At 65.4% G+C, this 18,514-nt stretch carries 21 protein-coding genes; 10 read left to right on the top strand and 11 right to left on the bottom strand.

What is annotated here, in order from left to right; all coding sequences use genetic code 11:
• Nucleotide 1: 1 nt before the first annotated feature.
• Nucleotides 2-448, top strand: coding sequence for a PIN domain-containing protein (locus tag C6571_RS05730; RefSeq protein WP_106445843.1), 447 nt, complete (start codon nucleotides 2-4; stop codon nucleotides 446-448).
• A 45-nt stretch (nucleotides 449-493) separates the two neighbouring features.
• Here C6571_RS05730 and C6571_RS05725 read toward each other — a convergent pair whose 3' ends face one another.
• From C6571_RS05725 to C6571_RS05710, 4 genes are all read right to left on the bottom strand, one after another.
• Nucleotides 494-2,560, bottom strand: coding sequence for an acyltransferase family protein (locus tag C6571_RS05725; protein ID WP_106445842.1), 2,067 nt, complete (start codon nucleotides 2,558-2,560; stop codon nucleotides 494-496).
• A gap of 116 nt (nucleotides 2,561-2,676) precedes the next feature.
• Nucleotides 2,677-3,348 (bottom strand): nitroreductase, encoded by a 672-nt coding sequence (locus C6571_RS05720; protein WP_106445841.1) that lies wholly within the window; start codon nucleotides 3,346-3,348, stop codon nucleotides 2,677-2,679.
• Entirely contained in the window at nucleotides 3,345-4,313 is a 969-nt protein-coding gene (locus C6571_RS05715; protein ID WP_106445840.1) for a carbon-nitrogen hydrolase family protein, read from the bottom strand. Before C6571_RS05715 ends, C6571_RS05720 begins: the two co-directional genes overlap by 4 nt.
• A 56-nt stretch (nucleotides 4,314-4,369) precedes the next feature.
• On the bottom strand, nucleotides 4,370-5,158 hold the full coding sequence (locus C6571_RS05710) for a BUD32 family EKC/KEOPS complex subunit (protein WP_106445839.1): 789 nt from the start codon (nucleotides 5,156-5,158) through the stop codon (nucleotides 4,370-4,372).
• A 115-nt stretch (nucleotides 5,159-5,273) separates the two neighbouring features.
• Here C6571_RS05710 and C6571_RS05705 point away from each other — a divergent pair, with 115 nt between their 5' ends.
• Complete coding sequence (locus tag C6571_RS05705; RefSeq protein ID WP_106445838.1) at nucleotides 5,274-6,101, top strand: UPF0149 family protein; 828 nt, start codon at nucleotides 5,274-5,276, stop codon at nucleotides 6,099-6,101.
• Between the two features lie 67 nt (nucleotides 6,102-6,168).
• On the opposite strand, the gene C6571_RS05700 is transcribed toward C6571_RS05705, so the two are convergent.
• From C6571_RS05700 to C6571_RS05685, 4 genes are all read right to left on the bottom strand, one after another.
• Nucleotides 6,169-6,693 (bottom strand): CinA family protein, encoded by a 525-nt coding sequence (locus tag C6571_RS05700; protein ID WP_106445837.1) that lies wholly within the window; start codon nucleotides 6,691-6,693, stop codon nucleotides 6,169-6,171.
• The gene (locus C6571_RS05695) at nucleotides 6,693-7,244 is read right to left on the bottom strand and encodes a phosphatidylglycerophosphatase A family protein (protein ID WP_106445836.1); all 552 of its coding nucleotides are present in this window, start codon (nucleotides 7,242-7,244) and stop codon (nucleotides 6,693-6,695) included. The genes C6571_RS05700 and C6571_RS05695 overlap by 1 nt, the downstream gene beginning before the upstream one ends.
• A complete protein-coding gene (locus tag C6571_RS05690; RefSeq protein WP_245901423.1) occupies nucleotides 7,241-8,884 on the bottom strand; it encodes a DUF4139 domain-containing protein in 1,644 nt (547 codons plus the stop codon). The genes C6571_RS05695 and C6571_RS05690 overlap by 4 nt, the downstream gene beginning before the upstream one ends.
• A 95-nt stretch (nucleotides 8,885-8,979) precedes the next feature.
• Nucleotides 8,980-9,864, bottom strand: coding sequence for a LysR family transcriptional regulator (locus tag C6571_RS05685; RefSeq protein WP_106445834.1), 885 nt, complete (start codon nucleotides 9,862-9,864; stop codon nucleotides 8,980-8,982).
• A gap of 119 nt (nucleotides 9,865-9,983) precedes the next feature.
• On the opposite strand from C6571_RS05685, the gene C6571_RS05680 reads away from it, so the two are divergent.
• The 4 genes from C6571_RS05680 to C6571_RS19950 are packed head-to-tail and all read left to right on the top strand — an operon-like array spanning nucleotide 9,984 to nucleotide 12,174.
• The gene (locus C6571_RS05680; RefSeq protein ID WP_245901421.1) at nucleotides 9,984-10,991 is read left to right on the top strand and encodes an NAD-dependent epimerase/dehydratase family protein; all 1,008 of its coding nucleotides are present in this window, start codon (nucleotides 9,984-9,986) and stop codon (nucleotides 10,989-10,991) included.
• Nucleotides 10,992-11,001: 10 nt separating this feature from the next.
• Nucleotides 11,002-11,622: a hypothetical protein gene (locus C6571_RS19960; RefSeq protein ID WP_245901420.1), complete on the top strand. Its 621-nt coding sequence runs from the start codon at nucleotides 11,002-11,004 to the stop codon at nucleotides 11,620-11,622.
• A complete protein-coding gene (locus C6571_RS19955) occupies nucleotides 11,603-11,992 on the top strand; it encodes a hypothetical protein (RefSeq protein ID WP_245901417.1) in 390 nt (129 codons plus the stop codon). Before C6571_RS19960 ends, C6571_RS19955 begins: the two co-directional genes overlap by 20 nt.
• A complete protein-coding gene (locus tag C6571_RS19950) occupies nucleotides 11,989-12,174 on the top strand; it encodes a hypothetical protein (protein WP_245901416.1) in 186 nt (61 codons plus the stop codon). Before C6571_RS19955 ends, C6571_RS19950 begins: the two co-directional genes overlap by 4 nt.
• 50 nt (nucleotides 12,175-12,224) lie before the next feature.
• On the opposite strand, the gene C6571_RS05670 is transcribed toward C6571_RS19950, so the two are convergent.
• Together C6571_RS05670 and C6571_RS05665 are read right to left on the bottom strand one after the other, a co-directional pair.
• Nucleotides 12,225-12,680 carry an ABC transporter substrate-binding protein gene (locus tag C6571_RS05670; RefSeq protein WP_106448067.1) on the bottom strand — a complete coding sequence of 152 codons (456 nt, stop codon included), beginning with the start codon at nucleotides 12,678-12,680 and terminating at the stop codon, nucleotides 12,225-12,227.
• Between the two features lie 18 nt (nucleotides 12,681-12,698).
• A complete protein-coding gene (locus tag C6571_RS05665) occupies nucleotides 12,699-13,376 on the bottom strand; it encodes a Bax inhibitor-1/YccA family protein (protein ID WP_106448066.1) in 678 nt (225 codons plus the stop codon).
• Between the two features lie 97 nt (nucleotides 13,377-13,473).
• On the opposite strand from C6571_RS05665, the gene C6571_RS05660 reads away from it, so the two are divergent.
• The 4 genes from C6571_RS05660 to C6571_RS05645 all read left to right on the top strand — a co-directional run bounded on the left by C6571_RS05660 (nucleotide 13,474) and on the right by C6571_RS05645 (nucleotide 17,450).
• Nucleotides 13,474-14,376 (top strand): LysR family transcriptional regulator, encoded by a 903-nt coding sequence (locus C6571_RS05660; RefSeq protein ID WP_106445832.1) that lies wholly within the window; start codon nucleotides 13,474-13,476, stop codon nucleotides 14,374-14,376.
• Nucleotides 14,377-14,524: 148 nt separating this feature from the next.
• Nucleotides 14,525-15,307 carry a substrate-binding periplasmic protein gene (locus tag C6571_RS05655; protein ID WP_106445831.1) on the top strand — a complete coding sequence of 261 codons (783 nt, stop codon included), beginning with the start codon at nucleotides 14,525-14,527 and terminating at the stop codon, nucleotides 15,305-15,307.
• Nucleotides 15,298-16,683, top strand: a complete 1,386-nt coding sequence (locus tag C6571_RS05650) for a sensor domain-containing diguanylate cyclase (protein ID WP_211300700.1) — start codon at nucleotides 15,298-15,300, stop codon at nucleotides 16,681-16,683. Before C6571_RS05655 ends, C6571_RS05650 begins: the two co-directional genes overlap by 10 nt.
• On the top strand, nucleotides 16,680-17,450 hold the full coding sequence (locus tag C6571_RS05645) for a substrate-binding periplasmic protein (RefSeq protein WP_106445829.1): 771 nt from the start codon (nucleotides 16,680-16,682) through the stop codon (nucleotides 17,448-17,450). The genes C6571_RS05650 and C6571_RS05645 overlap by 4 nt, the downstream gene beginning before the upstream one ends.
• Here the strand turns inward: C6571_RS05645 and thiL are convergent.
• The gene (gene thiL / locus C6571_RS05640; RefSeq protein ID WP_106445828.1) at nucleotides 17,427-18,401 is read right to left on the bottom strand and encodes a thiamine-phosphate kinase; all 975 of its coding nucleotides are present in this window, start codon (nucleotides 18,399-18,401) and stop codon (nucleotides 17,427-17,429) included. The genes C6571_RS05645 and thiL overlap by 24 nt on opposite strands.
• Between the last annotated feature and the right edge of the window lie 113 nt (nucleotides 18,402-18,514).

The following is an 18,514-nucleotide window of genomic DNA, read 5'->3' as shown; positions in this document are numbered from 1 at the left end:
GATGACGGTCGGGCTGCCAGCAGCAGGCAGCCGCCGCGCGCTGGTGCTGGACACCAACATCGTGCTCGACTTGCTGGTGTTTGCCGATCCTGCAACCGCACCGCTGCCCGGCTTGTTGGCTTCGGGCGCGCTGCACTGGATAGCGACGGCCGGCATGCGCAGCGAACTGGCACGCGTGCTTGGCTATGCGCAGATTGCATCGCGCGTCGCGTTCTACGGCTTCACGCCCGAGAGTGTGCTGGCGCGATTTGACGCCGCTGTGCAGACCGTGGCACCTGGGCCGCGCGCCAGCGCGGTTTGCAAGGACACCGATGATCAGCCTTTTATCGACTTGGCCGTGGCGCGTGGCGCAATCTTGCTGAGCAAGGACCGGGCGGTGCTGCAGTTGCGCAAGCGCTTGCAGCCGCTCGGGGTCGAGCTTGGCCGCGCTATGGAAGCGCGCGCCTGAGCGCTGCGCTATTGCGTCTCAGGCGGAGCTTTGCATAAAGAGCTTTTATGGCAGGAGCTTTTGCTTGCGCATGTCATTCAAAACCAGTTCGCTGGCCCAGGTGGAAATGTGATCATCGTCCCAATAGAGTAGTTTTCCGTTGCGCAAGCCGTAGCACTGCGCATCGTCGCAGAAGAGGTCAATAGGGTCGTACACCTGGAGCCCCGGGTTGTCTGCCTGGATGTTCTCCACCAGGTTGCGGTACACCGCCTGCCTTTCATCGACTTTGGATTTGTCCTGGCTGCAGCTGGAGAGGGTTTTGTTCAAGAGAGACACGGGGCGCGTGACGATGCAACCTCTGGGCTCCTCTCCCAGTTCTGGGGAGCCGATCACAAAAACGACCTTCTTCTGTCGCAACAACAGCGCCTTCACGAACTGCGAATAACCCTGTTGAAACATTTGCGCTTGCGTGGCGGCAGATCCATCCAACGCAAAAATCGAGTAGTTGTTCGGGCCTTCTATCCCGTAGCCAGACCCGGAGAAGTACATCGGGCCTCGCGATTCAAGGACTACTGTTTGGATGGTCGGGAACCGCGCGAGCACCTTCAGCGCCTCCTCCGGCAGGGCATTGCAGCCTTTGTTCACCTTGCCATCCATCACGGAGTGGTTCATGAGTGGCGGGCAGCCGTGGTTTCCGATCAGCATGGACTGGATCGACACCTTGCCTAACACAGCAGCGCTGTTCAGGGACATGGCGTGGCTGTCTCCCACGAACAGCACTTCTGGAGCAGAGGTGTTCGCAAGGCAGACCGCGCCAGGTCCTATTGAGAAATCAAGAAATTTTTCGCAGGATCCATCGGACAGCCGCGTGTTTGATGGCTCGATGGTCTGGCTCAGCAGTGCGAGGTCCACTTTTGAATTCAGCCTGAATGCAAAGCCGTTTTGGCTGCTGGTGTACCAACCCAAAGCACCGATGGCGCCCATGAGCGCGCACAGCACCGGGACCACCAGCCGATGCTTGGCAAAGCGCACGCGCCGCTCGACAAGCCGATACGTGAGCCACGCCAGCACAATGGACAGCGCCACCGCGCCGAGGCGGATGTCTGCGCGCGGGTTCCCTCCTTCCATGATGTGCGCGTATGACAGCAGCGGCGAGTGCCATAAATACAGCGGAAAGCTGATCAAACCAAACCAGACTGCCCAGCGATTGGAGAGCACGACCCGATTGAACCAGGCCTGAGGGCCGGCCGAAATGATCAGCACGGCACCCAGAACAGGGACGATGGCCCATTTGCCGGGATAGCCGAGCGCTGGTTCGATTTTCAGAAAACCGAATGCCAGCAGCGCAGCGCCCACCAGAGCGAGGGCGTTGGCCAATGCAAGACCGTCTCCCATGGGCTCGCTGCGGTACAGCGTGCGGTGAATGCCTCGGTCGAGCTTGCTTTGGAGTCCTGCGACAGCGGGGTGCTGATGAAGGGAAGCCCAAGCCAGGAGACCGCCACATAGAAGCTCCCAAAATCGGGTCTGTGGTGAAAAGAAGGTGGTGGCGGGCTGCTTGACGCTTGCTTGCAGATTCCATGCCAGGGACGCGGTGGCAAACACCAAGGTCAGCGTCAACAGGTTGTATCTTCCTTTCCAGGCAAGTACCAGCAGCGCGGGCCACACGATATAGAACTGCTCTTCAATTCCGAGGCTCCACAAATGAAACAACGGTTTGGCTGAGGCGGGTTTGTCGAGAGGTCCTGTTTCGCTCCACAGCGCAAGGTTGGAGACGAAAAAGGCGCCTGCGCTGGTATGCATTCCAAGGTGGGCAAACTCGTCGGCGAACAAGACATACCAGCCCACCGCATAGCAGGCCGCAAGCACGATGAACAGCGCGGGAAAAATGCGTTTGACGCGGCGGGCGTAGAACTCCAGCAAGCTGAAGGATTGTGCTTTCAGGCTGTTGAAAATGATGGTCGAAATCAAGAAGCCCGAAATCACAAAAAAGATATCGACTCCGATGAATCCACCCTGCATCCAGTTCGGTGCGGCGTGAAAGACAACCACCGACAGCACAGCAATTGCCCGTAGTCCGTCAATATCCGCGCGATACTTTGGATGCGATAAAGAATAGGTGGTAGAAGAATGCATCGGTAGGGACGTCAAGGGCACAACGGCAGTAATGTCGGACTTGCGGGCGTCTAGACGGGCTGATGCCTACGCGCGGGCTGGCAGGGTAGGGTGGAGGGATGCATTTCGTTGGGCGGTTACCAGCATTTCTCAAACCCCCGCATCTGCACAACCTCGTCGAAGGGTGCGCGCTCCGCACGCATCTGGTTAATGGGCGCGTCATTGTCCGCATAGCCCAGCGCAATCCCGGCAAACAGGAGTTGCTCCGGGCTCAGGCGCAAAAACGCCTTCACCGGTTCGGAGCAAAACGCCCAGTATTCCTGTGGGCAGGTGGCGAGGCCGGCCTCCACCGCCAGCAGCAGCACGTTTTGCAGGTAGCAGCCCAGATCTGCCCATTGCGGCGGCCCCATGCGCCGGTCGATGCTCAAAAAAATACCCACGGGGGCGCCAAAGAACTGCGCGTTTTTTGCCATCTGGCGCAGGCGCGCGGCTTTGTCTTCGCGCGCAATTTCCAAGGTGCTGTAGAGCTGCTCGCCGTTCTCAAAGCGGCGCGTGCGGTAGGGTTCCCACAAGCTCGGCGGGTAAACGGCGTACTCGGGTTCGGGCTGCGGCGGACTGGCCGCAACACAGGCCAGCAACTCAGCCAGTGGCGCCCCCGTCAGTGCATGCACCTGCCAGGGCTGCAGGTTGCCGCCCGAGGGGGCCCGCGCTGCGGCTTCGAGGATGCTGCGCACCGTGGTGGCAGGCGGCACTTCCTGGGTGAAGGCGCGCACCGACATCCGCTTTGCAATGGCTTCGGAAACCTTCATGGGCAGTCCGCCGAGGTGCTGGCCCCGGGCGCCAGATGCACTGCGCGCTGCGGCGCGGTGTTCACCGCCAGCTGGAACACGTCGGGCCGTGCGTAGTGGCCCACGGGGTCAAAGTCCATCTGCGCGCGGGCGATGTCGCCGGTGTCGATCTCTGCGGTCAACAGCACATCCTCGCCGTACACCGGCCCCGCAAGCACCTGGCCCAGCGGGCCGACGATGCAGCTTCCGCCGCGCATCAGGAGTGTGTCCTGGGCTTCGGGCAGGCGGTTGTGCATGGCGTCCATGGGGAAGTCTTTTCGGCGCAGGTGCTGGCAGCTGGAGAGCACAAAGCAGCGGCCTTCCATGGCGATGTGCTGCATGCTGGCAATCCAGCTGTCGCGGTCGTCTGCCGTGGGGGCGCAGTACAGGGCCACGCGCTGCTGGTACATGGCCATGCGCATGGCCGGCATGTAGTTCTCCCAGCAAATCACTGCGCCGAGCTTGCCGTAGGGCGTCTCGATGGCATTGAGTGTCGAGCCGTCGCCATAGCCCCAGACCAGGCGCTCGAGTGCGGTCGGCATCAGCTTGCGGTGGTGGCCTAGCACCCGGCCTTCGCCCTGGCCGTCCGGACCCAGGTAGACGGCGGTGCAGTACAAGGTGCCACCATCGCGCTCGATGATGCCGATGCAGACAAAGAGCTTTTCGCGTCCGGCGGTCTTGGCGAGGCGGGCGAGCTCCGGGCCGTCCAGTGTCACGGCAGCGTCGAAGTATTTCTTGAAATCCTCGCGTCCCTGGAGCGTGCGGCCGCCGATGTAGATGTGAAAGTCTGCCCCCTTGGGGTAGCCACCCAGGAAGGCTTCGGGAAACACCAGCACCTGCGCGCCGCGCTGCGCGGCTTCGTGCATCAGGCTTTCGGCGCGCGCAACGGTGGCGGCGGTGTCGAACATGACGGTGGCGGTTTGCGCGACGGCGGCGGTCAGCTGCATGGGGTCTCCTCAGGGCAGGGTTTCACAACGCCACAGTGTGCCGCAGGCGCTCATCCTCAGGGGGCCAGCAGATCCCACGCTGTGCGTGCGCGCTGCAGGTCGCGGCCCAGGCGGCGGCTGGTAGGCAAATGGCGCAGTGCCGACAGGCGCCGGACGCTGGCTGCCAGCGCGGCCTGCATCTCGGGGCTCCCCTGTTCCACCCAGGCGGTCCAGAGCGGGCGCGCCGTTGTGAGGGCGCCGGCCTCGTGCAACGCCAGCGCGCTGGAATGGGCGAAGCACAGCGCATCGCGTGCATGGCACAAGCCCAGTGGGAGCACCGATCCGGGGTCGTCCTCGAAATCGATGAAACCCACATGGTCGTCGGCGCAGCGCACCAGGTTGCGCGCAAACGCCTGGCTCAGATAACTGCCGCCCCGGTGCACCTCGCCGATGGCAGACAGGCCCTGTTGCCACAGCGTCAGCACGGCGTGCGCGCCTGCCGGCACGGCGTCGCGCATTTCATTGGCCAGTGAGGGCGTGGGCTGGCCCGGCACGCCCAGATGGCGCAGCAGCAGCGCGTCGGTTTGTACCGCCAGCAAGGCGGGAACATGCACGCCCAGCCCGGCGAGTTCGCGCAGCCGCCGCGCCTCGGTGGCAATGGCCTGTTCGCCGCCCAGGTTGGGCACCGGCGTGAGCAGCGGCAGGCGCAGCAATCGCGCGAGCGCGCCCATGGCCCGGTAGCGCCCCATGCTGTTGCGCGCGCCGGCTTTCTTGAGCCACAACTGCTCGCCTTCAGGATGGTAGCTGGCGATGCTGCGTGTCTGGTTCGCGGCCTGGGCGCGCAGAAATTCGGGGTAGTCGGTCATGGAACGAGCGAAAAAGCCGGCGCTACACTGGCCGCCACGCCCAGCGCGCCCTCTGCCCTTGGCAGGCGCGGCAGCCGGGGATCATAGAAGCCTTTGCCCGCAGAACGGATATGCCATGACCGAAGCCACCCCCGAACCCAGCGCCCACCGGACGCCTGCGCTCGCGCCCGAAGACCTGGAGGCGCTCGACGACCTGCTGGACGAACTGCGCACGCGCCTGGACGAAACCCCGCAATGGGAGTTCTGCGATGGTTTTCTGACCGCCCTGGTCTGCAGCCGCCGCGCCATTCCCCAAGCCGAATACCTGTCCATGCTGCTGGGCGATGGAGAAAACATTGACCTGCCCGAGGGCGACGCCCTGCCGCTGCTGCCGATGTTTGCCGACGCGGAGCAGCAAGCGCGTTTCCTGGCGCTCTGGCAGCGCCGCTGGGACGAAGTGACGCTGGCGCTCGATACGCCGGTGGAAGCGCTCGACGACCCGCGCACCCTGGAGCCCGAGGTGATGGACGTGCGCGGCGCGCTGCTGGCGCTGCCCGAAGCGGATCGCCCGCCGCTGGACGACGAAGAAATCCCCTCGTTTGCGCAGGTCTGGGCGCTGGGTTTCATGTTCGCGGTGGAAAACTGGCCCGAGGACTGGGCGCCGCCGCGCGAGCGCGAGCACGCACAGTGGCTCGACGATGCACTCGACTCCATCGTCGCGTTGACCGAGGACGACACTGCGCAGGCCAGCATCAACATGTATTCCGAAGACGGCGCGCCTTCGGTCAGCGAAACCCGCGTGGAGCTGTTTGGCGAAGCCATCTGGGCGGTGTACGACCTGCGCCAGCTTTGGAAGAGCCTGGGCCCGCGTGTGGAGACGGTGCGCAAGGCGCCCGAGCCGGGGCGCAACGATCCCTGCTGGTGCGGCAGCGGCAAGAAGTTCAAAAAGTGCCACGGCGCCTGATTGCTCCTGAAACAATAGCTGCTACCGACCGATGGATAAGCGATAGAGGCCAATTTCCCCCATATTTTCACAGCAGCAGCGTCTTCAGCTGCGCTACCGCATGGGCCACCGTGGCAGCGCGCACCGCTGCGCGGTCCCCGGCAAAGCGCTGGACCTCGCTGTGCGTTCGGCCGGCCACGCACCACCCGAACCACACCATGCCCACGGGCTTGTCGGCACTGCCGCCCGTGGGGCCGGCGATGCCGGTGACCGCCAGGCTGGCCTGCGCGGCCGAATGCGCCAGCGCGCCTTCGGCCATGGCGCGCACCACGGGCTCGCTGACCGCGCCGTGCTGCGCGATCAGTGCCGGGTCCACGCCCAGAAGCTCGCTCTTGGCGGCGTTGGAATAGCTGACGAAGCCGCGCTCGAACCACTGGCTGGAGCCGGCGAGTGCGGTGCAGGCTGCAGCAATCAGCCCGCCGGTGCAGCTCTCTGCGGTAGCGAGCATTTCGCCGCGTGCGAGCAGGGCAGAAGAAATATGAGCCAAATCAGCCTCTAGCGCAGACGGGGAAAGCGCTTGCAGCTCCTGATTCATGAGTGATTCCAGACTCATCAAAATCTCCAGAGCGCAATCACCAGCAGCGTGCAAAACGCGGCGACGAAGTCATCGAACAGGATTCCAAAGGCGCCGCGCGCGCCAAAACCCTTGAACTGTTTGTCGGCCCAGCCCACGGGGCCGAGCTTGGCAGCGTCAAAGTACCGAAACAGCGCAAAGGCGAGAGCTTGGCCGAGCAGCCCCATGGGCATGGCCAACCAGAGGATGAGCCAGAAGGCCAGCACCTCGTCCCAGACGATGCAGCCAGGGTCGGCCACGCCCAGGTTGTGCGCCGCCACGGCGCAGGCCCACCAGCCCACCAGCGTGCCGGCAGCAATCAAGAGGCCCAGCTCGGCCACGCTGAACCAGTGTTGCAGCACCAGCCAGGACACCCACGCCCACAGCGTGCCCACGGTGCCGGGTGCCCAGGGCGAGAGGCCCGAGCCAAAGCCCAGCGCGATGAAGTGCGCCGGGTGCGCCAGCAGAAAACGGGCGCTGGGGCGGCGCGGGGAGGGCGGTGGTGGCGTCTGCTGCACCTCGACCACCGTTGGTAGCGGGACGGGGCTCATCGGTGTTCGCGCAGCGGCGCGTCTTTGGGGTAGCTCAGTACATGTTCGGCAGCAAAAGTTGCGCTTGCGCCGGCCGCCAGGCTTTGCTGCCACAGCACGGTGCCGGGCTTGTTGGCGAAGGCGAGGCTGGCTGGCTGCGGCGTGTAGCGCGAGCTGACCTCGATTTTCTCGTCGCGTGACACCGGCGCCGCGTGCAGCACCTGCAGCTCAATGGCGCCCGCGTGGCGGTTGTCCACGCGGTAGCGGCTTTGCACCGTGCGCTCGGTGCGCGAACCCGTGAGGCCGGCTGTGTCGCGCTTCTCCTGCACCGGATCCGTGCGCACCGTGACCTGGTCGTCGCGGCCAAAGGCGAGTTCGGTGGTGGCTGTGTCGGCCGACGCAGCGGCGAAATCTAGCCGACCGTTGCCGACAAAGCGCGTGCCCTGCAGCAGGGCGACCGGCCCCGCCGGCCACACGCCGCTGGGGCGGGCCAGCTCGGCCACCAGGTAGGCGGCTTGCTCCATGGCGGGGGCGGTGCGGGTGAGCAAGCGCACCTGGGCATCGACTGCGCCCAGCGCCAATGTCACGCGCTCGCCGCTGCTGGGCACGCTGGTGCGGCCCGGCACGGCAAATTCGGTGGCGTAGGCGCCCTCGTCGGTCTGCACCTCGAAATCGGGCAGCGGGGCCTCGGCCAGGTTGGCCTCCCTGGCTGCACTCGGGGCGGCTGCGCCCTTGGACAGGGACATCACCGGAGCGGGAGACGGCGGCGGTGCGGGCGGGACGAGATCCAGTGTCCATGGTGGCGGCAAGCGACCCTGGGTGCTGCGCGCCGGCGCGCCAGTGGAGAGGCGCAGTTGCACGCCGCTCCAGTCCTCGCCACTGGCCTGGGCCACGATGGCCTGGCGCTCCAGGCGGAGTTTGGACGTGTCAACGTCCAGCGTGGCGCGGTAGCTGCTTTGCCAGTTCGGGCCGCGCACCTGGTAGACCAGACGCAGGGTGGCTTCGCGCTCGCTCGCCAGCTGCACCTGCACGCTGACCACGCGCGAGCGCTGGCCCGCTGTGCGTTCGCGCTCTGCCAGCAGGGGCTTGAGGCGCAGCTCCAGCGCTTCCTTGTCGCGCTGCAGCTGGTGTGCGCGTTTCTGTCCATCTTCGGCGCTGCGGCGCAGGGCGTCGGCCGTGGCCTGGATTTGCGTCGCGCCAGCGGGGACGGCTTTGCTGCCCTCGGCCGCTGTGCCGCCGGCCACTGTCTGCAGGTAGCGGTCAACGAGCTTGAGCGCACTGGCGGCAGCAGCCACGTTGGCCAACTCGTCCTGCAGGCTGCGGATTTTGGCCTCCAGCGGGCTGGCGCAAGTGCTGGCCAAGGCACGCTCGGTGGTTTGCACGCGCAGCTCGCCGATGCGCAGGCCGGCGTCACCGCTCACCTGCAGGCTTTGCGCGTCGAGCGCGGCGGGCAGGCACGCGAATTGCGCCTCGCGCGCGCCGGCCGGCACACGCAGCGTGCGCTCCACGGTGGCGCTGCCCTGGTAGAGCGTGACTTTGTCGATGCGCGAGGCGGCGGGGTCCGGTGCCTGGGCCTGCACGCCCGACGCCACGCAGGCCAGCAGCATGGCCGTGCACAGCGCGGCGAAACGGGAAGTGGAATGACACGGGCGGGGCGACATGGGCAGGGCCTTTGTGTTCGGGGTAAATCTTGGCCATGCTAGCGCAGGCCTGGACTCGCTTGTGAAGGACACAGCAAGACCAAGAAATTGTTTACCTAAAGCGCCTCAGGCACCGCTTCGGCCAGAAAATCGTAGACCGCCCGGATGCGCTGGCTGCTGCGTATCTCGCGGTGCACCGTGAGCCAGATTGGCAGCTCGGGCAGCTTGAGCATGGGCAGCAGCGCCACCAGGTTCGGGTCGGTGCGCGCCATATAGTCGGCCAGGAAGCCGATGCCCAGACCGCTGCGCACCAGTTGCCAGTAGGCGATGAGGTCGTCGGTGCGCAGCGCGAATTGCTCGCGCTCCACCGCAAAGCCCATGTCGGCAAACCCGCGCGCAATGTCGACATCGAGGTCGTTGCCCAATACATCGTGCTGCAGCAGATCTGCTGGCTGGCGCGGTGTGCCGCGGCGGCGCAGGTAGTCGCGGTGGGCGTAGGTGCCCAGGCTGACCTTGCCGATGCGCTTGGCTACCAGGCTGGCCTGGTCGGGCCGCACCATGCGCAGCGCAATGTCGGCTTCGCGGCGAAGCAGATTGGTCACGGCATTGCTGGCCACCAGCTCCACCTGAATTTCGGGGAGTTCGAGCCGCATGCGGGCGAGAAGAGGCGGCAGCAGCATGCAGGCCACGGGCTGGCTGGCGCTGATGCGCACCGTACCGCTCACGCCCGCCTGCGACCCTGAGACGCTGCGCGCCAGCTGGTCTGCGCCGGCCTCCATGGCGCGCGCTGATTCGGCGAGGCGCAGAGCGGTGGACGTGGGCACCAGGCCCCGGCCGGTGCGCTCAAACAGCACCAGTCCCAACTGCGCTTCGAGTTCGGCGATGTGGCGGCCGATGGTGGGCTGGCTGGCGTGCAGCGCGCGCGCCGCTCCCAGCAGGCTGCCGTGGTCCAGCGCCGCCAGAAAAGAGGGGATGAGGCGCCAGTCAAAGCCTTGTCTCATGGGTGGGAATGGTATTCATATATGCATTGCTGCTATGGACAGATAGCCAATTGTGTAATTCCCGGCACATTTTCACAATCGCTCCATTCCTTCTTTTTTCCATACCCAGGAGCTTTATCGTGCAACCCTCGTCTGCCTCCACTGTTCTCATTCTGGGTGCCCGCGGGCGCCTGGGCCTGGCGGCCACACGGGCCTTTGCCCAAGCGGGCTGGCAGGTGCGTGCCCAGGTGCGCCCCGGCGCCACCGGCCCCGCCATGGCGGGTGTGCAGTGGATGCCTGCCCAGGTTGAGGATACGCCGGCCCTGGCCGCTCTCTCGCACGGCGCGCAGGTGGTGGTGCACGCCATGAACCCGGCCTACACGCACAGGGCCTGGCGCAGGCATGCCCCGGTACTCATGGACGCCGCCATCGACGTCAGCCGCGCTCTGGGTGCTACCTTGGTGCTGCCCGGCAATGTGTACAACTACGGCCGCTCCATGCCCCCGGTATTGCGCGAAGACACCGCGCAAACTGCGCAGGATTTCAAAGGCCGCATGCGCATCCAACTTGAGCAGCGCCTGCAAACTGCGACGCAGGAGGGTGGGATACGCGCGATCGTGCTGCGCGCGGGCGACTTCTTTGGAAGTGGTGGGGGCAGTTGGCTGGATCTCGTGATCGCCAAGAACCTGACCCAGGGCCGCATTCGCTGGCCCGGCCCCCTTGGCGTCAGCCACCCTTGGGCTTACCTGCCTGACCTCGCCCGCGCCTTGGTGCGGGCAGCCGAGGAGCGCCATCGGCTCGCGGCCTTCGACACCCTGCACTTTGCCGGCCAGCAGGTGACTGCCCAGCAGTGGATACAGGTACTCGCCACCGTCGCAGTCGAGCAGGGTTGGGTGGCAGAGGCGCCATCTTTGCGCGTGGACCCGCTGCCCTGGCCGCTGCTGCGCTTGGCGGGACTGGTGATGCCCACTTTCGCCGCCCTGGCCGACATGCGCTACCTGTGGAGCACGCCGCACCGCCTGGACAACACCCGTTTGTGCGCGCTGATCGGCGAAGAGCCGCACACGCCCTTCGAGCAAGCAGTGCGCAGCGCGCTCCACGACCTGGGCTTGCTTGCACCCGCCCATTTCCACGCTGCAACGGCATAAGGGTTCCGCCATGCAACGCCGCACCTTCATTCGCCTGGCCGGCGGTGGCACCCTTGCCGCCGCCGCGTTGAGCCCCCTCGCCGCTTGTGGTGCGGGCCCCTATTACCCAGCGCAGGCCGTAGAAGCCTGGCAGGGACCCGTGGACGAGATCGACGCGCGCCGCCGCGCTGTCGCCTATGCCATCACGGCGCCCAACCCGCACAACCTGCAGCCCTGGGTGGTGGACTTGCGCGAGGAGGGCGCCATCACCTTGCGCGTCGACCGGGACCGCCCGCTGCGCGAAACCGACCCGCTGGGCCGCCAGATTCTGATTGGGCACGGCGCCTTTCTGGAGTTGCTGGTCATGGCTTTGGCCGAGCAAGGTATTGCCAGCGAGGTTGCGCTGTGGCCCCAGGGCACGCAGACCACACAGTTGCAAGCTTGGGACGAGCGCCCCGTGGCCCAAGTGGTGCTGCGCCCTGGCGGCCAGCCCGATCCGCTTTTTGCCCAAGGTACTGCGCCGGCGCACGCCCAAAATCGACTTCGACACGACCAGGCCGGTAGAGCCCGCACGGCTGCAAACCCTGCTGGCGAGCGTCTCGCAGGGCGCCGGGCCGGCGGCGGGCGGAACGGTGGACACCGCTTCGCTTGAGGCGCTGCGCGCGTTGTGCTGGGAGTCGGCGAAGGTGGAGCTGCGCACGCCGCGCACCATGCTGGAGAGCATCCGCCTCCTGCGCGTCGGCCCGGCCGAGTTCCTGGCGCACCGCGATGGCATCGCGCTGAACACGCCCTTCGTGCGCGCCATGGACGCGCTGGGCCTGTTCGACCGCTCGTTGGGGCCCCCCGAAGGCAGCGCGGGCTACAAGGCGGCCGCTGAGCGCTTCGAAGGCCACAGTCGCACGGCCATGGGGTTCGTGTGGCTGGCCAGTGGCAACCCCGTTCCGACCAGCTCCAGGCGGCTCGCGCTTATGTGCGCCTGCAGCTCAAGGCCACCGAACTGGGCTTGGGCGTGCACCCCATGAGCCAGACGCTGCAGGAGTTTGCGGAAATGGCACCGCACTACGAGCGTGTCCATCAGCTAGGGCGGCCGGCGCCGCGCGAGGCCGCCGAGCCCACAGTGCAGATGCTGTGCCGCATCGGCTACCCGCCGGGCGACGTTCCCGCCAAGCCGCGCCGGCCAGTGGGCGCCTTGCTCCAGCTCTGAGCGGCGCGCCCGAGGCAGCGAAGCCGGTTTGCGCGCGGCGCTGCGGACTGTTACAGGCTGGCCGCGCGGGCTGCAGCAGCCTTGGCCTTGGCTTCGTCGGCCTTGCGCTGCAGTTCCTGGGCTTCCTTTTCAGCCGCCTGGGCTTCGGCGGCTTTGGCGGCCTTAGCGTCCTTCTCAGTAGGATTGGACCCTGCCAAGGCATTGCCGGCCATGGTGCCGGCCACGGCGCCCACTGCGGCTGCGCCCATGGTGCCCATCATGCCGGGGCCGCGCGCTGCGGGCGCGGTGGCGGCTGGCGCCGCAGCCGCTGTCGGGGCAGTCGGGGCAGTCGGTGCGCTCGGGGCCTTGGGAGCCGCAGGGGCTGACGGAGCCTTGCCGATGCTCGCCGGCGCAATGGAGCGCGATTTGCCGCCGCCCAGGCGCTTGGCATGGGCCAGCGTGGGGGAGGCCAGGGCGGCGATGGTCAGGGCGATGACCAGGGCGCTGGTGCGGGAAGTACTGTTCATGGTGTGTTTCATTGGGAGTCAATCGTTGCTGCCGAAGCCAAACAGGCTCAGCAGGCTGGTGAAGAGGTTGAATAGCGAGACGAACAGGCCCACGGTGGCCAGCACGTAGTTGGTTTCGCCGCCGCTCACGATGCGGCTGGTCTCGAACAGAATCAATCCGGCCGACAGCAGCGCCACCATGGCGGATACGGCCAGCCCCAGCGCCGGGATCCGGAAGAACATGGCCGCGAGCCCCGCCAAAATGGCAATCACCATGCCGGCGAACAGAAAGCCGCCCATGAAGCTGAAATCGCGCCGCGTTGCCAGCACCCAACCCGACAGGGCCAGGAAGGTGGTGCCTGTGGCGCCCAGAGCCAGGGCAATGGTCTGCCCGCCACCTGGCAAGGCCAAGTGCGCCGAGAGCACCGGGCCGAGCGTGTAGCCCATGAAGCCGGTAAGCGCGAACACCGCACCCACGGCCCAGCCGCTGTTCTGGACCTTGTGGACCAGGAACAGCAAACCGAAATAGCCTGCCAGCGTGAGGATGAGACCCGGTGCGGGCAGGCGCAGGGCCACGGCGGCAGCCGCCACTGCAGCACTGAACAACAGAGTCAGGGACAGCAGGGCGTAGGTGTTGCGCAGCACCCGGTGGGTGGCCAGGGTGCTGCCCAAGCCGCTGGGGGCTGTACCCCCTTGGTGGGTGGCGAGGTGGTTCATGAAGGGTTCCAAAATCAAAAGGAAAGCGGAAGATACGGCATGTCTAATTTCTGAAAAAGAAGATAAAAAATGAAATTCAATTCCGTAAAATCTGTCAATGAACAAGGCCTTCAACTACCGCCACCTCTACTATTTCTGGATGGTGGCGAAGGAGGGCAGCATGTCCAACGCGGCTGCGCGGCTGGATATGGCGGTACAGACCGTGAGCACCCAGGTGCGCGAGCTTGAACGCGACCTGGGTTGCCAGCTGCTGCGCCCGGCGGGCCGGGGGCTGGCGCTGACAGACGCCGGCGTGGTGGCCTTGCGGCAGGCGGAATCGATCTTCCAGCTTGGCGAAGCCTTGCCCGAGCTGGTGCGCGCGGCAGCCCAAAGCCCGTCGGTGCGGCTGGTGGTGGGTATTGCCGATGGTCTGCCCAAACTGGAGGTGCAGCGGCTGCTGCAACCGGTTCTTGGCGTCCCCGGCCTGCGTCTGGTGTGCCTGGAGGGTGAAATGCCCGACCTGTTGGCCGAATTGGCACTGCACAAGCTCGACGTGGTGCTGTCCGACCATCCGGCGCCCTTCCATCCGCGCCTCAAGGTGCACAACCATCCGCTGGGCACCTCGGCCATGGGCTGGTATGCCGCGCCGCAGTGGTGGGCGCAGGCGGTCGATGGCTTTCCTGTCTCGTTGCAGACTGTCCCCGTGTTGTTGCCGACCACGCACTCCATCGTTCGCCATCTCATTGACCATTGGCTGGCCCAGAAGGGGCTGCGCCCGCGGGTTGCCGGAGAGTTCGAGGACAACGCGCTATTGGAGGCCTTCGGCGGCACGGGCCTGGGCGTGTTTCCTGGCGCGGTGGCAGCGCAGGCCGAACTGCTGCAGCGTTGCCAGGTGCGCTTGGTGGGTGCCTGCGACGGGGTGCAGGAGAATTACTACGCCATCAGTACCGAGCGCAAGCTGGCGCACCCGCTGGTTCTGCAGTTGGTGCAGCGATCGGCTGGAGCGGACTTGGTGCAGTGATCACTTGCGCCCGGCACCGACACCCGGTCCGGCGGCGGTGCGCTCACTGCCATTGACCGTCCCGACCCGTCGTCCGATACTGCCAGCATGGGGCGCTCAGTGAGGCTCTTGGACCTCTTCGACGGCAGGCACCGACCATCCAGAAACCATGACAGAACATCAGCACTGGGCGACAGGCGTTCGCAGGCGGGAACTGACAGTCCTGGTGGCCTTGCTGGGAAGTGGCTGGCGCCTCGCAGATGCAGCCGAGGGGCCGGTGCGCATCCTTACGGAAGAATTTCCACCCTACAACTACACCGACGGCGGCAAGGTCACCGGCCTGGGCACCGAGGTGGTCGAGGCGGTGCTCCAGGAGCTGGGCCTGCAAGGGCAATTCCAGTCCATGCCCTGGGCGCGCGCCTATGAGACGGCCAGCAATGTTCCGGGCGTGCTGATCTATTCCATGGTGCGCACACCGGAGCGCGAGAAGCTCTTCAAATGGGTGGGTGTGATCGCCCCTTCGGATTACTACCTGTTTTCTCTGGCGGACAAAGCCCTGTCGATCCCTTCGCTCGAGAAAGCCCAAGGCTTGCAGATCGGCACGGTGAACCAGAGCGTGGGAGAACAGTTCTTGCTCTCCAAGGGCTTTGTCAAAGGCAAGAACCTGCAGGCAAGCGCCAAGAACGAACTCAATTTCGAAAAGCTGCAACTCGGCCGCATTGATTTGTGGATCATGAATCAGCTCACAGCCTACTATTTGGTGCGGCAAGCGGGCCAGAACCCAGAGAAGACCTTGCACAAGGCGCTGGCCATTCCCGAACTCAGTTCCCAAAACTACTACCTGGCGTTTGGGGCCCAGACGCCCGATGCCACCGTGGAGCGTTTCCGCAAGGCGCTGGAGACGCTCAAGCGCAATGGCAGCCTTGACCGGCTGCAGCGCAAATGGCAATGATCCCGCCGCCCGAGTCGGCTGCGCCTCTGGCACTGGTGCGCCAACGCTCGCTGGGCTGGCGACTGGTGTGGGCCACGCTGGTGTTTTGCGCCTTGTTCATCATGGTGTCGGTCTTGGCCTTGACCTGGTCTGCGTGGAATGAAGGTTTGACCCGGATGGATGCGGAACTGGCGCAGATCGAGCAGATATATGGCGATACCCTGTCCAAGGCGATCTGGGAGCTTGACCGAGAGGGGCTGCAGACGCATGTGCGAAGCGCCAAGGGGATTCCATCGGTGGGAAAAATCATCTTGACCGTCACACTGGCCAACCAGCCTGCGGAGATATTCGAGAGTGCACGCACAGGCTGGACCGGGCCCGGCTGGGCGCCGGTGCGCAAGCTGCAGCTGACCTATGCACCGTTTCCCGGTGCACGCGAAGAAATTGGTGAACTGGTCCTCTTCGGCGATGAGAAGGTGCTGTGGCAGCGTCTGCGCAGCCAGCTGGCCACCATCGTCGTGGCGCAGTTGCTGCAGTCGCTGATGCTGGCGGGCTTGATCATGCTGATGTTCAATCGCATGGTCACCGTGCATGTGCGGCGCATTGCGTCGCACTTGGAGGGTGTGCGCCCCGGCAATCTGGGAACGCATCTGAGCCTGGAGCGCAGCAGCCAGAGTCAGGACGAATTGACCCAGCTGGTCTCCGGTGTCAACCAGCTTCAGGGCAGCCTGGCAAGCCACCTTGAGCGCCAGCAGCGCTACGAGCAAGAGCTGGCACAGCACCGCGATCGACTGGCACAACTGGTGCAAGAGCGCACAGCAGAACTTCAAGCGGCCAACGAGCGCCTGCAGAGCCTGGCACGCACCGACCCCTTGACCGGTCTGCCCAACCGACGCCATTTCGATGAAGCCAAAGCCACCGAGATGCGGCGCGCCCGGCGCCATGGGCACAGCCTGTCGCTGTTGATCTGCGATATCGACAGCTTCAAGGACTACAACGACCACTACGGGCATGCCATGGGCGATACCTGCCTGCGCGCGGTGGCGCAGGCGCTGCGAAATCAGTTGGGACGTGCTGGCGATATGGTGGCACGGATCGGTGGCGAAGAATTTGGTGTGCTGCTGCCCGCTACCAGCGGGCCGGCAGCCCTGATGCTGGCGGAGCGCCTGCGCGAAGCTGTTGCTGCTTGCGCCATCGAGCACCTGCATTCCACCTGCGCGCAGGTCGTGACCATCAGCATCGGGCTGGCGGTGCGGGAGTCTGGCGCAACCGAGGAGTTTGGTGCGCTGTTTCAGCGCGCCGATCAGGCCCTGTACCGAGCCAAGGCAGCGGGGCGCAACCAGGTGGTGGGTCCGGAGAATCGGGACTGGCCCGCAAAAAAAGGAGAAGCAGCATGAGTCGCTTGGCAGTGTGCATTTGGGCTCTCTGTCTGGGCCCGGTCTGGTGCCAGGCGCAAACCATCCAGGCCGTGACGGAAACCACTCCCTATACCTATGTGGAAGGTACCAAGGTGGCTGGGACCGCCACCGAAGTCGTGGAGCTGACGCTGCAGCGCGCCGGGCTGACCGACTACACGCTGCGCCTGTACCCCTGGGCACGAGCTTATGACATGGCGCTCAAGGAGCCGGGCGTGCTCATCTTCCTGATCGCCCGCACGGCGGCGCGCGAAGACCAGTTTCGCTGGGTTGGGGAGATCATGAAGATCCAGTACCACCTGTACCGGCTCAAATCGAGGCCGCTTGACATCGACACCCTGGAATCGGCCAAGGCATACACCATTGGTGTCATGCGCGACGACGTGCGCCAGCAGTATCTGCGCTCCAAGGGCTTCAAGCGGCTAGTGGTTTCGGCCCAGTCGCTGGATGTTTTCAAGAAACTGTTGAGCGGTCAGGTGGATCTGGTGCCCCTGACTACCGACGACGCGGCGTCGCTGTGCCAGCAGACCCAGTTTGACTGCAAGGGTCTGGAGCGCGTGCTCACTTTGGACGAAGCCTCCACCGGCCTGTACATGGCTTACAACCTGCAGACACCGCCGGACCTGGTGCTTCGCACCCAGCAGGCGTTTGACAAGCTCAAAGCCGAAGGGCAGGTGCAGCGCATCATGGCGGGTACGCCCTCGGCACAGGCAAAAAACCCGGCTTCAGGCGAAGTGGTCAAACGATAGAAACGGTAGCGTCAGTTCGCGGCCTGTTGCGTCCACCACGCGCAGGCCGGGCGCCGATTCGATCTGGCCGATGCACCGCACGGCCGTGTTGGCCTGCAGCGCCGCCTCAGCCACCTTTGCGCGCGCAGCGGCGGGCGCCGTAAAAGCGAGCTCATAGTCGTCACCGCCCGACAGCACGCATTGAAGCAAAAAATCTTGGTCAAATAGGCTGCTAGCGCTTATCCCATAAGCATTTTCAGCTATCCATTCACTAGCATCTTTCGCCTGAATGCGCACGCCTGCACCGGAGGCGCGCAGTACATGGCCCACATCGCCCAGCAGGCCATCGCTCAGGTCGATGGCGCTGCTTGCAACACCGCGCAGCCGCTGGCCCAGGGCGACGCGCGGCGTGGGGCGTTCCAGCCGCTGGCGCGCGGCTGCCAGCAGAGCCGGAGGCAGGGCCACCCGGCCCTGAAGGGCCTCAAGCGCCAGCCGCGCATCGCCCAGCGTGCCGCTCACGTAAAGATCGTCGCCTGCCTGTGCACCGCTGCGCAGCAGGGCCTGGCCCGTAGGCACTTCACCAAAGACGGTGATACAGATATTGAGCGGCCCACGCGTCGTATCGCCCCCCACCAGTTCGCAGCCGTGGGCGTCGGCCAGGCCGTACAGGCCGCGCGCGAAGGCGGCCAGCCAGGCGTCGTCGGCACTGGGCAGGGCGAGGGCCAGCGTGAACGCCAGTGGTTCGGCGCCGCACGCGGCCAAGTCTGAGAGGTTCACGGCCAGCGCCTTGTGGCCCAGCGCATCCGGGTCTACGCCGGCGAAGAAGTGGCGCCCTTCGACCAGCATGTCCGACGAAACGGCCAGTTGCATGCCAGGACGTGGTGCCAGCAGCGCACAGTCGTCACCCACGCCCAGCGCGGCGCGGCGCACCGGGCGCTTGAAATGTCTTGCTATGAGGTCGAATTCACCCATGGTGGCTTTCGGGTTCGATCATCGAGTCAAGTATGACGGGCGCAACCTGGGAAGCTCGTCGATCGTCCTGCCGCAGAGCTTGAAAACGGGCTACCAGTGCCACCGCGGATCTG

This window comes from Simplicispira suum, from assembly GCF_003008595.1.
GTDB lineage: Bacteria > Pseudomonadota > Gammaproteobacteria > Burkholderiales > Burkholderiaceae_C > Simplicispira > Simplicispira suum.
The sequence above is the reverse complement of the archived record's forward strand: the minus strand, read 5'-3'. Positions and strand labels throughout refer to the sequence as shown.